This is a genomic window from Sodalis glossinidius str. 'morsitans' (assembly GCF_000010085.1).
Lineage (GTDB): Bacteria > Pseudomonadota > Gammaproteobacteria > Enterobacterales > Enterobacteriaceae > Sodalis > Sodalis glossinidius.
Genome location: NC_007712.1, coordinates 1,279,396 through 1,291,419, shown reverse-complemented (window position 1 = coordinate 1,291,419; position 12,024 = coordinate 1,279,396). Strand labels below are relative to the sequence as shown.

General features: G+C 50.6%; 11 protein-coding genes and 3 pseudogenes. 4 read left to right on the top strand and 10 right to left on the bottom strand.

Annotated elements, in window-relative coordinates; translation table 11 throughout:
* Positions 1-16: 16 nt before the first annotated feature.
* The 9 genes and pseudogenes from SGP1_RS26790 to SGP1_RS06575 form a co-directional block, all read right to left on the bottom strand.
* The gene (locus SGP1_RS26790; RefSeq protein ID WP_041866702.1) at positions 17-409 is read right to left on the bottom strand and encodes a GNAT family N-acetyltransferase; all 393 of its coding nucleotides are present in this window, start codon (positions 407-409) and stop codon (positions 17-19) included.
* A gap of 258 nt (positions 410-667) precedes the next feature.
* A complete protein-coding gene (locus SGP1_RS06605; protein ID WP_243466331.1) occupies positions 668-1,039 on the bottom strand; it encodes a hypothetical protein in 372 nt (123 codons plus the stop codon).
* A 507-nt stretch (positions 1,040-1,546) separates the two neighbouring features.
* The gene (locus SGP1_RS32835; RefSeq protein WP_243466181.1) at positions 1,547-1,822 is read right to left on the bottom strand and encodes a hypothetical protein; all 276 of its coding nucleotides are present in this window, start codon (positions 1,820-1,822) and stop codon (positions 1,547-1,549) included.
* 12 nt (positions 1,823-1,834) lie between these two features.
* Complete coding sequence (locus tag SGP1_RS32830; protein WP_243466180.1) at positions 1,835-2,371, bottom strand: LacI family DNA-binding transcriptional regulator; 537 nt, start codon at positions 2,369-2,371, stop codon at positions 1,835-1,837.
* Positions 2,372-2,839: 468 nt separating this feature from the next.
* Positions 2,840-3,343, bottom strand: a complete 504-nt coding sequence (locus SGP1_RS06595) for a protein disulfide oxidoreductase (RefSeq protein ID WP_011410634.1) — start codon at positions 3,341-3,343, stop codon at positions 2,840-2,842.
* On the bottom strand, positions 3,343-4,068 hold the full coding sequence (locus SGP1_RS06590; RefSeq protein WP_011410633.1) for a DsbA family protein: 726 nt from the start codon (positions 4,066-4,068) through the stop codon (positions 3,343-3,345). Before SGP1_RS06590 ends, SGP1_RS06595 begins: the two co-directional genes overlap by 1 nt.
* Positions 4,065-6,068, bottom strand: a complete 2,004-nt coding sequence (locus SGP1_RS06585; protein ID WP_011410632.1) for a protein-disulfide reductase DsbD family protein — start codon at positions 6,066-6,068, stop codon at positions 4,065-4,067. Before SGP1_RS06585 ends, SGP1_RS06590 begins: the two co-directional genes overlap by 4 nt.
* A gap of 49 nt (positions 6,069-6,117) precedes the next feature.
* Positions 6,118-6,474 (bottom strand): hypothetical protein, encoded by a 357-nt coding sequence (locus SGP1_RS06580; protein ID WP_041866701.1) that lies wholly within the window; start codon positions 6,472-6,474, stop codon positions 6,118-6,120.
* Between the two features lie 374 nt (positions 6,475-6,848).
* Positions 6,849-7,687, bottom strand: a pseudogene (locus SGP1_RS06575) (LysR family transcriptional regulator).
* Between the two features lie 255 nt (positions 7,688-7,942).
* Here SGP1_RS06575 and ampC point away from each other — a divergent pair.
* The 3 genes and pseudogenes from ampC to SGP1_RS23590 all read left to right on the top strand — a co-directional run bounded on the left by ampC (position 7,943) and on the right by SGP1_RS23590 (position 10,205).
* A pseudogene (gene ampC, locus SGP1_RS06570) lies at positions 7,943-8,963 on the top strand (class C beta-lactamase).
* A 409-nt stretch (positions 8,964-9,372) separates the two neighbouring features.
* Positions 9,373-9,690: a hypothetical protein gene (locus SGP1_RS23595; RefSeq protein WP_148203401.1), complete on the top strand. Its 318-nt coding sequence runs from the start codon at positions 9,373-9,375 to the stop codon at positions 9,688-9,690.
* Between the two features lie 266 nt (positions 9,691-9,956).
* Positions 9,957-10,205, top strand: coding sequence for a hypothetical protein (locus SGP1_RS23590; protein ID WP_148203400.1), 249 nt, complete (start codon positions 9,957-9,959; stop codon positions 10,203-10,205).
* A 79-nt stretch (positions 10,206-10,284) separates the two neighbouring features.
* On the opposite strand, the pseudogene SGP1_RS26785 reads toward SGP1_RS23590, so the two are convergent.
* A pseudogene (locus SGP1_RS26785) lies at positions 10,285-10,371 on the bottom strand (DUF882 domain-containing protein); the annotation flags it as partial.
* Positions 10,372-10,443: 72 nt separating this feature from the next.
* On the opposite strand from SGP1_RS26785, the gene SGP1_RS06560 reads away from it, so the two are divergent.
* The gene (locus tag SGP1_RS06560) at positions 10,444-11,343 is read left to right on the top strand and encodes an IS5 family transposase (RefSeq protein ID WP_011410631.1); all 900 of its coding nucleotides are present in this window, start codon (positions 10,444-10,446) and stop codon (positions 11,341-11,343) included.
* The last annotated feature ends 681 nt before the right edge of the window (positions 11,344-12,024 follow it).

Here is a 12,024-nt window from a genome sequence, read left to right as displayed (position 1 = left end):
TTGAGAGGGAATATTTTTAGGATCGGCAACCGCAATCAGGTAGGTTGCGCCAGTTAGCTCTGCCGCGAACGGTTTCAGCGGCTTCTGTTGCATAGCATTTGCCGTTATGTTCTGGGACGAGCCACCAGCCAATCTCTAACGGTGCGCCATCAATGTTCTCCAGATGCTGCAGGCATGCTGCACCCACGATGGCACCCGAAACCTTTTCTTTGATAGCCCACCACGAAAACCCGTATTTCTCCCAACGCGCACGAACACGTCTGATACCTTCCCAGGTCTCTTCAGGTGTTTTAACAATACCGTTGTTGATGTAACGCATCACACTGGAATCGTTATCCATTACCCTCAAGCCTTCGTAATGTAAGTCATTGTAGGGTTCAAGCGTTAAACACGCTATCTCTAACTCCATCTGATATTCCTTTCACGTGAACGGGTTACTTCGGGTGCCCTGCTCCGGGAAATTAACGTATCACTTTGTAAGCAATATAAGCCACTGACGCAGGGAGGACACGTGCGTGTGGCAAAGCCCTCTAAGAGCGAAATAAAGACGTTAACCGTTCGGTTTGACACTCAATACTGAGGCTCTGACATCAATAACCCGAGAGGTATGTCTTAAAAGCCCAGCTTTAATGAAGAAATAAATTTCCCACCTCACCGTGCAGATGACTTAGCTGTGAGGGATGAGTAATTCCCGCTCTATCCGCTCGCGGGTCTCAACGGCCTGGTACTTCATTTTTTCCGGGTAACCAAACTCTTTCCAGGCAATCTCACTCAGGACGGTGATATGTCTCATCATGGTCTGCCAGTCGCTGTCCTTAAGCCGTGTGGCTTTTTCTGACCGACCCGCTGTGGCTGCCCGTTCAGGATCACCGAAGTCGATGATGACCAGATAAGCTGCAGGCTTATCTTGACTGACAGGCTCATCCATGCGGGAAAGGGCGCTAAGATTGCGGCATATTTTGTGGGTTAGGTCGACCATTAGCGGGAAGTTTTCTTCACTCACCAGGTCGTCAAAAAGAGTGCCTGCGATGATGGACAACTGATACTCCGCAAGGGCTGAATTCAGCACTTCTCGCTGCACAGGCAAATAACCCCAGGGCCCCAGCTACAGGGCGCAGTCGCGATGGAAATGGCCATGATTTTTTTCTCCAGATGCGGCAACACTTATGAGCACTGACAGGCCTGACAGCAAAAGCCTGAGGCAGTGCGCGCAGTATTGCGCCAGCTTTTTATTACCGGCAACCATTCGGAGTGAGTTATTTGATAATGATCATGATTTTTATATCATTTTTTTGATAGCTTTAAATCAAACCCAGATAGCACAACCCTTTGCCTGATGGCAGGACGATTCAGACATTTTCCCGGGTTATGAGATCGAAAGGCACGGTAACGTGTACAGGATTGCGATCAGTTCCCTGATGTCTGCTGATAAAAACAGAGACGATCTTTTCAGCCACTGCATCTATACGGTGACGTATCATGATGTCGACATGCCCCTCAATGAGTGCCATCTCATCGCCGATAAACGGACCATGGTAGAGAATTTTTATATCATGCCGCTACTTTTAAAGACGGCCTTAATCATTCCCTGTATGCCACTGCAGGGCGCATAAATCATCGTAATAACGGGATTGTTTTTTAGCAGCTGCGTTGCCGCAAGGTAGCCCCCATTGATACTTTCGAGCGTCTGTAAGGGCTCCAAAACCACGGCATCTTTTCTGTTTTCACGCAGATACGAACGAAAGCTTATTTCACAGCTTTCCTGACATTTAAAACGGTGGTCATCAAGCAGCACGCCAATGACACTTTCTTTTTCAGTCATGCGTTCAGCAAATCATCCCGCCGTGCGTCCTGCTTTAAGGTTATCCAGCCCTATATAGCCCGCCAGGCCGCAGGGAGAGAGATCAGAAAACAAAGTGAAAGTTTGCACACCTTCTGCGGAAAGCTGCTTAATCGTATGCCGTATAAGAGGATGATCGAGCGCAACAAATCCGATGATATCAACACGTTTTGCCAGCTCTTCAAGAGACGATACGACTTTCTCTACATCGTGAATATCAGCCCACAGAAACTCGGGTTCAGTCTCCATTTTTCCGTCTGCAAACCGACTGATTTCTTCTGAAAGCACCTGATAAAAAGAATAATCATTGGGAAGCAGAATGAATCCAGTGCGTACGGGAATCTTTACTTCCGTGGCTTCATGGATCATAACCTTTCGGAGGTCTTCCCGGTAACCGAGCGCTTCGGCAGCACGCAGAACCCGGTCCCGGGTTTCCTGCCTGACAGAGGCTCTGTTGTTTAACACACGATCAACGGTAGAGACCCCGACACCGGCCGCTCTGGCCACAGCTGACATAGATATTTTTTTCATTGCGCTGCCTGAGATGATAGATTTCTATCATTCTAAACACACAAATAGTGCAGCGGCAAAATACTTCATCGCATTCTGCCATCTCATAATGTTTTACATGAGATTGATGTCTGAAGACTCAGCAGCAGAAAGACTAAGCTTTTTCATTTCTATAAAGTCGCATGACATCAGTCAATAAAAATGCTGCTGTGATTTATTCAGCACAATTCGTTATCAGTCTCCAATTCGTAAATTGCTGTTGATATACGCACGTGGCACAAAACTGCCCCCCTTAAATATGGGGGGCATATTTCAGAATGTCGTCCAGTTTTCTTCAGGCGTTGTCTCTTTTGGTGGCCTGGTGTAGTTATGAGTGAGCTTTTGGTGATGCCTTCTGAACTAAGGCGTCAATAAGCGGCATTTATGCTTCAGAGGCATGCTGCGTTCGACTCACATTAAAGAGTGCGACACCCGCAGGTGCCACATTCGTCAGGCATATTTTGTTGCCCACCACAGGCGCAGCTTCAGCCCGGGGCTGCTGGTCCAGCCGCTGGTAGTACTGACCACCCTGCCTTTATATAACACCATAAAGGTGGGTGTGGCATTGATTTGCCAGCGCTGCCCCAGCACCCCGCTTTCATCATTGATGGCAATGCCTTGCACGCCCTTTTTTTCCAGCCAGGTGGCCACGCGGGCATCATTGCCAGAACGCAGCGCCACGCTCACCACCTGCGTGCCATTCCGACTCAGCGACGCTACGGTAGACGTGGTCAGTTTGCAGACGCCACACCAGCTGGCCCAGACATATACCAACACCGGACTCTGCTGGCTGAGCTGTGCCAAATCGACCTCGCCTTGCATCGCGCTGAGCGGCGGCTGCGCCAGATTGTCCGGCAGCTGTGGCGCGCGCAACCAGTCCATTCCGAACATTATCGCAGTGGCAATCAGCGCCAGCATTGCCACTTCACGTACCACTCGTGTCAAACGCGACATTAAGGTTTCGCCTCCAGCACGTTCTTCACCGCGGCTTCCAGCTGCGCATAGGGTACGGCACCGCTGATGAGCTGATTGCCCACAAGTGTTGCCGGCGTGCCCTGTACGCCCAGCTGCTGCGCCAGCGTCAGGTTAAGGTTGACAGTATCCAGGCTGGTTTTGCTGGGCTCATCGAGCTTAATGCCGTTTTTCTCCATCGCAGCTTTGATACTGGCTTCATCGTGATTACCTTTTTTAGACATCAGACGCTCATGCAGTTTGAGGAAGTTGCCGGGCTGCTGTTCCCATACCGTAAGCGCCAGCCGCGCGGAGGTCAGCGAGCTTTCTGCGCGGTACGGCAGCGGTTTAAGCACCACCGCCACCTGCGGATTGGCTTTGAGCATCTTTTCGATATCAGCTTCAAATTTTTTACAGAACACACAGTTGTAGTCGGTGAAGTAGACCAGCGTCAGCGCCGGCCGGGCTGCGCCAATACGTGGAGAACCGGCATCGTTGAACAGCGCCTCATGGTTTTTCTCCACCACCTGCGCCACCACACTCTGCTGCTGTCTCGCAGCTTCTTTATCAAGCTCCGCCACTGCTTCGGCCAGAATAGAGGGATTCTGCACCAGCGTTTCACGGATCAGCTGTTTGATGAGCACTTCCTGCTCAGAGTTGAACGGCGCTGCGGCCAGCGCAGGCAGAGTCAGAAAAATCAGGGAGAGCAACAGGTTTTTTTTCTTCATTTCTTTGCCTCAGAAAGAGTTGAGATCACCGCGTCGCGACTTAACAACGGGGATAAAATTCGGCTCTGCGGCATTGCCGGGCCATAAATCTGGTTAAAGGGAATGGCGACGCTGTCGCGCCGGCGCAGAAATTCACTGATTGCCGGATCAGGTCGAGTCCAGTCGCCCTGCAGCAATACCACATCGTCAGCCTGAAGCGCCTTACGCACGTCGGGCTGGCTGAGAACACGGGATTTGTTGACCTTGCAGGTGATGCACCAGTCAGCAGTGACATCGACAAACACGCGTCTGTTCTGCTGTAGCGCCTGATTTATCGCGGCTTCGGTCAGTGGCTGCCAGTGCAGAGTCTCCTCTTCCGGCTCAATGCGTGTGATCAGGAATAGCGCGCCTGCCAGTGTCAGGGTGATTAAGGTGATGCCCGCCTGCTGCAGCGCGCGGCGACTGATCAGCCAGACAGCTAGCACCAACACCAGCAAGGCGGCCAGCACGCCGGCAAACGTTGCGCCCCAGTGCGGGATCAGCAGAGTAACCAGCCACATTGTCGCCATCAGCATAAGTAACGCCAGCACCGTGCGCAGGTGCATCATCCAGCGACCCGGGTGCGGCAGGCAGCGCGCCAGACCCGGCAGTGCTGCGACCAGTAGCCAAGGCAGGCTCATGCCTATGCCGAGCGCAGCAAACAGCAGCCACAGCTGTGGCAGCGGCGCGGTCAGCGCGTAGGCGGCTGCTGTACCGAGAAACGGCGCGCTGCAAGGCGTGGCCAGCAGCGTGGCAAAAGCCCCTTGGCCGAAATGGCCCGTAAGGCCGTTACCGCCCACGGTAGCGAGCCGGGTATTAAGGCCGGACGGCAGGCGAAAATGCAGTAGGTCAAAGAGGCTCGCGCTGAACAGGAACATTACCAGCGCCATTAGCAGCAGAAAGCCGCCACTCTGGAACTGAATTCCCCAGCCCAGCGCCTGACCACTCAGGCGCAGGCCTGTCATCAGCAGCGCCAAGAGCAGAAACGAGAACAGGATGCCGGCGCTGGAGGCAAGGAACTGCTGGCGCGTCTGATGACGGGTTTGTCCCTGCTGCTGCACCAGGCTGCTGAGCTTGATCGCCAGCACCGGCAGCACGCAGGGCATCAGGTTGAGGATCAGGCCGCCAAGCAGCGCCAGCAGCAGCACGGACCAGAAGGTAGTGTTTACGCCTTTCCCGTCTAACAGTGGCTGTGAGCTCAGCACGACGCTGCTCTGCTGAGCCATACCGCCATCGGCAATCACCATCGACAGGGTTTTACCACGCAGATCCGGTGCGGTTTCGCCCCATTCGTCCGTAACTGGCACGCGTGCTTCAAAGGTATCACCTTTTACGCTGATCTGCGGTGCCGCTAGCATGCTGCCTTGGGGATAGTCAAAGAACAGTTCCGGCTGGTGCCATCCCTGCTGGCGCTGCGCGCGGATCTGCAGTTCGCCGTTAATAAAGCTGGCATCCAGCTTATCAGTCAGCCCGCCCGTGGGCGGGATCTGCCCCATTGCCCGCGCGTAGTCACGTGCAAAGCTGTCGTCTGTCGGCTTACTGAGATCGAGGCTGAACGGAAAATCCGTTAGGATGCAGACATCGCTGCAGGTTGAAAGCGTGAGCGTACCAGCCAGCGTCGATCCAGCCAGTTTACGGATTTCGATGGGCAGCGTGATGTCGCCTTTGTAGCCCTGCGTGGTCAGACCGCTGACATCAAAGCGTGCCGGTGTTGGCCAGTACCATTGTGCCTCTGCGCCGGTTGTCTGCCAGCGAATGTCCGGCGCGACACCACCTTCGCCCGGCGTGCGCCAGTAGGTTTTCCAACCAGGCTGAAGGCGGATATCCAGCAGCAACTGCTGGTCTTGACCTTGCACGGCGCTGCGCAGGCGCACTTCGGCGTGGCTGTTTTGCTCATTTCTCAGCCAACCGCTATCGGCGGCCTGCGCGACAAACGCGCAGCCAGCCAGCAGGAGCATCAGGCTCCTGATCAGAACGTTCATGTGTTTTTCTCCAGTGAATAACAGGATTTACGCGGTGTGACGCGTGATGCTATTCCTGGAAAACGCAGAGGAGCAGATGTCGCCGTTGCAGCGGCGACAGAAGCAGCGCGCGGCGATAGCAGGTGGCCGAAACAGCCTGAAAAAGCGTGGCGATCAGCGCCAGAAGCAGAACAAGAAACGGTAACGCAGTATCAAGCAAGGGCGCATTGCCGATAAGGGATTTTGCGCCCAGCGCGCAGGGCTTATCGCTGCCTGCAATATCGTCAGGGTGGTCTGCATGCTCGGAGGCACTAATGGGCGCCACAGGCTGCGCCGGCAGATTGAAGCTGCGTTGCACAAGACAAAACGCCAGCACCAGACAAACCAGTGCCAGAATCAGTTTTGCGCGTTGGGGCGATATCATCATGCCGCAGCCTCAGAGAAAAGTTCCGGTATTCTATGTCACGACAACAGAAACACCAAGTACAGGTGTGTAAACTTTTGTCTAGTCAGGTACGGCTACGGCGGAAGGGACTGCAAGCGGCCCTGTCTGCGTTTTCAAGATTACAACCGGCGGTAAACTCTGGCGGTGGCCGGTTATGGAAATTATTCACACAGTGAACTTGCTTCCCACATCAGAAAGTTATGCTGCGTCTGGCGCGGTAACATGTCCGGAGGCTGCGAACCGAAGCCTGATGTGTAAATGCGAAGCCATGAGCAGCGTGTTAGACCTTTCTCCAAACGTTTTCATCAGGCAGAAAACTGAGCTGCAGACGGTCGGCATTACACTATATCCTGCTGTTAATCCGTATCTTCCTCACCTGCCCAGCTGAGCAGCCATGAAGTAAACTCCTGCATGACTGCAGTCTGCGAGCGCGACTGCAGGCTGGTCAGCCAGTATCCTCCTAGGTCCACAGACTGACTGAATGGCCTACAGAGACTTCCGTCCCTGAGTTGCTGCCTGAACATGTCAGGCGGCGCCAGTGCCACGCCTGCACCGGTCAGCGCTACCTTCACCATAGTTAATGATGAATCAAACATCATGATGCGCTGCGTGGGTCCTGGCGGCAATTCTCCCGACGCCTGAAGCCATGCTGACCATTCATCGCGTCGGCAGGAACGCAGCAGGGTAAACTGAAGCACATCCGCGGGCCTTTTCAGCTTTCGTCCTAACGCCGGCGTGCACAGCAGGGAAAGGGGCGCGTCGCATATGTAAACGACGTCGGTTCCGTGCCAGGCGCCGCTGCCATACCGGATCGCGTAATCAAGTCCCTCATCGGTCAGATCCACTCGGTTGTTGTTCGACGAAAGAATCAGCTCCGCATGCGGGTGTTTCTGCCGGAAATCATTCAGCTCAGACAGAAGAAAGCCCGTCAGAAAAGCCCACCACGCCCACCTTCAGCCTCACTCGCTCCCGGCCGCTGAGAAAGCTATCGAGCGTGCTGGCGATAGTATCAAAGGACTGATTAAGTATCGGCTGTAAGCCCTCGCCTTCAGGCGTTAGCTGCAGCCCTCTTGAGATTCGTGTAAACAGCCGCATGAGTAACGTTAAGTTCAATGGCCGCTTTGGTCAGGCTCAAATGCCTCGCGGCGGCTTCAAAAGCCCGGAGTGAATTCAACGGAAGATAGCTGCGAGTCATGGCTGTCCTGTAAGTTTATTTGTTGGCTGCCGCCAAATATAATTGATTGCGATTCGTAACTAAAGTGTGCAAAAGTTCAACCCGCAAACTTACTGCCTTTCATTCATACACCGGAACGTAATCAATATGAAAAAGATTACTTACGCCTGCCTCCTTTTGGCCTCCCTGGCAGTGGCGGTCACCTCATACGCGTCGCAACCCCTGATGCCTTAGAGCCAGGTTAAAGAAATTGTCGACAGTAACATCCGCCCGCTGATGGAAAAAGAGAGCATCCCGGGCATGGCGGTGGGGATTGTTTATAATGGAAAAGCGCAGACCTACAGCTACTGCCTGGCGGACACGAAAGCGCGTATTCCCGTCAGCGAAAATACTATTTTTGAGCTGGGCTCTGTCAGTAAAACTTTTACCGGTCTGGCAGCCGGATATGCTCTGACGGAAGGCATCGCTGACCTCAGCGATCCGGTGCGCAAATACTGGCCTGCGCTGCCGACCGCCCCCTGGGATAATATCCGGATGCTACACCTCACCACCTATACCGCAGGCGGCCTGCCTCTTCAGCTACCGGACGCGGTCACCGATGAAAACCTATTATCAGACGTGGCAGCCTCAGTACGCACCCGGGACGGTCAGGAGTTACTCCAATGCCAGTATCGGCCTGTTCGGACACCTGATGGTGAAAAAGAGTGGGCTGACGTTTGAACAGTACCTAACCAGTAACATCCTTAAGCCCCTGCGCCTGTAACACACCTACATTAACGTCCCTCAGTCTGCGCAAAAGGATTACGCCTGGGGCTACAGGAAGGGGGAACCGGTGCGGGTATCGCCGGGCATGCTGGATGCTGAGGCCTACGGCGTGAAGTCAACGGTAAAGGACATGGTAAGCTACCTGATGGCCAACATGCGTCCTGAAACGTTAATAAGCATGCCTGTGCTGACGCAGGCCATAGAGAAGGCGCAAGCCCGGTATTTTCTGACCGATGGCATGTATCAGGGGCTTGGATTTGAGATGTACAACTGGCCTGCAGACCCTCAGAAAATCATCGATGGAAGCAGTAATGCGGTGGCCCTTAAGCCGCACGAAACGCAGGAGCTTAATCTTTCTCAACCAATGTCATCTTCTTCATGGGTGCATAAAACTGGATCCACTAATAGTTTTGGCACTTACATCGCTTTTATACCGAGTAAAAAATGTAGGTATCGTCATGCTGGCCAAATAAGAGCTATCCCAACCCAGCCCGTGTTGAAACAGCCTACCGAATTATCAGCAGTTTTCTGAAATCAGAATAATTCTGACAGCACATAACATAAGGATAAGAATGCCCGGCTTTCTTATCCTGCCGTACATCAAAAATCTCTTTCGATAGGTGAAGTTATACTTTTTCCTCGCTCAACAATCATTCACATTTAATTCGGTAATTTAACACTCACTTTGAAAACTAATCGAAATCAAGATACATTAATCCACTAGCAAACTTTTTACATCGAAAGGAAACATCTTAAGATGAGATTATTATTTTTATGCTTCATGCTATTTATGAATAGCATCCAGTCAGCCTCGGCAAACAATCCTGAAAATTTCATTTATTTTCCCCACCGAGAAACAGGAGGTAAAAACATCCACTCTGACAAAGCATTAAAGGATTCTCGCTTTAAAGGCGCACAGATTGTATGCACCTGGAGAAGTCTTGAGCCGTAAAAATGGAAATATAATTTCTATTATATTAATAATTTTATATATATTAATAAAAAAACTCTGGATCCAGCTTCAGGATAAATCGTTTGTACCCTATGTTAAAAATGTGCCTAACTACATTTTGAATGACCCGATTTACAAGGGTGGTGTTCTGAAACAAAGCATACTTACCGCTCCTGAACGTGACCCCAACAAACCGGCCGCTGAAGAAGAATACAGCTGGGCAGCTAAAATGTGGGAAAAACCGGTACGCGAGCGTTTTCAGAACCTCGTAGTAGCCCTGGGTACAGAGTTTGTATGGAAGAATTGAAGAAATAAATATAGCAAAAATTCAATTGAAATCGGTACAGAAAAACCAGACGGCTCAACCGTTTTCCCGCCTGACTTTGACCCACAGATTTATGTCAATTCCATCAAATCTAATATGCATGCTTTACGCAATGCATTTAGTAAATCAATTGCTATGGTTTATCTGAACTTCCTTCCGGGTGAATGGCTTCCATGGCAGGACAAGGGTTATATACGAAGCTTATTTGCAGAAACTGAAAATTGCATATAGGTATAGGTGGGCCGGATTTGATGCCTTTCCGTAAAAGCCATATGGCCCAGACTTACGGCTTTTTCAAAACCTATCCTGACACGCTTGTAAAAGGCATGGCCGTACAGGAAGGAAACCTGCGGCAGATTAACCCGCGAACAGGAAAGAAAAATACTGTTAATGACATCATACAGTTTGCCAATCAAAATATTGGACTTGATTATATATTCTGGGTAGAGGATGAACCATATTTTTCAAAAGAGGTTTTACGACGACTGCCACGATGAACATTCATAATAAATTATTCAGATAACTTTCCCGTATCACAAAAAAACAGGACGTTCAGAACTGGCAACTGTTGCCCTTTTACCAGTTCCTGAAAGGTCCTGTGTCGATATGAAGAAAATTATGTTTTGGATAGTATCCGACTCCTCCTTTCTTCATACTCAGGGCTTTGTTGAATAAATATAACTTTTAGGTGATCGTCTGCTCAGATCACTACCGTCATTTCAACATCTGCACTCCATGGCAAAGCAAAAGTTTAAAATAACCAACTGGTCCACTTACAACAAAGCTCTCAAGCAGCGCGGGGCTCTAACGATATGGCTGGATGAGTCGGCAATTGTTGCATGGACGGAAAAAACAACGCCTGAACGGCGTGGCCGGCCGCTTCACTACGCAGATATGGCTATCACCACTGTTCTGATGATGAAACGCGTGTTTGGCCTTTCGTTAAGCGCGTTACAGGGCTTCGTTGACACCATTTTTAAACTGATGGTACTGCCGCTAAGATGCCCAGACTACTCACTGATCAGCAAGCGAGCAAAGACAGTTAAGATCAGCATAAAAACGCCGACCCGTGGTGAAATCTCACCTCTAGTCATTGACGGAACCGAATGGAAAGTCCGACAGCATGGTGCCGACAGACGGAGGGTGTGGCGTAAGCTGCATATGGCCGCAGACAGTGTAACGCATGAGATTATCTGTGCTGACTTATCGCTCAGCGGTACGACGGATGCTCAGGCCCTACCAGCTCTGATAAACCAGACCCAGCGGAAAATCAGGGAAGCGTCGGCTGATGGCGCTTACGATACCCGCTACTGTCATGATGCTCTGCTGAGGAAGAAAATAAGGCCTTTTATTTCTCCACGAGGTGGGGCGCAATATTGGCCAGACCGATACCATGAGCGTAACTACGCCGTTGCGAATCAGCGTCTAAGCGGCAGTAACGATGTATGGAAAAAGCAAGTGGGCTATCATCGACGTTCAGTGGCTAAAACAGCTATATTCCGGTTCAAAACGCTTATGGGCGATCATCTAAGTCTGTATGGCTATGATGCGCAGGTAGGTGAGGCAATGGCGATGGTCAAAGCGCTTAACAAAATGACGCTGTTAGGAATGCCGAACAGCATCCGGATCGCATAACAATCGATCTACTAGGGGGGCATAATCACACAAGTTCTGATTTATTCAACAAAGCCGCGAAAATATCTTTTCTTCAGGAAAGTTCAGCTGAAATTCTTTGATAATATCCAGCATACGTTTATCCACAATTTAAAGCCAGTGGATAAATATTCATAAAAGATTTCTTCTGTCGGGGTATTCACTAAGATTTCGTAAAATCCCGGATCACGCCTGCTGAAACGAAAGTTCTGATTCAAGATTAAAGTGCACGCTCTGGCCAGCTCCAGAATTTTAAGGGGTAGTGTCGCTATATCCTTTTTGAACCTTCCCAGACAGACATCTTTTTGTCAGCTATTCCCGGATATCATGAAGGTTCATACCGGTTTTTATCTGATGCGAAATCGCATCATCACTCAGTGGCTTATCAGCCCTTACTGCGTTGTGTTCCTGATAACCGACGCAATACATAACAGCAAATATGATGACCCGAATTACATTAAAATACAGGTATGGTGACTCTATAGTCATACAGTAAAATATTGCCGTTATGCTGTCATGAATGATGCTTCTTTTTAACTTTCGATTAAATTGGCTCTCATCAGACCTTCTTTAGCATTAATGTTTTTCTTCATTAATAGGGAGCTGACAAAAATAAAGAATCAGTCATCAGAATGATTTATTTTCCTCTACCGTTCGCTCTGC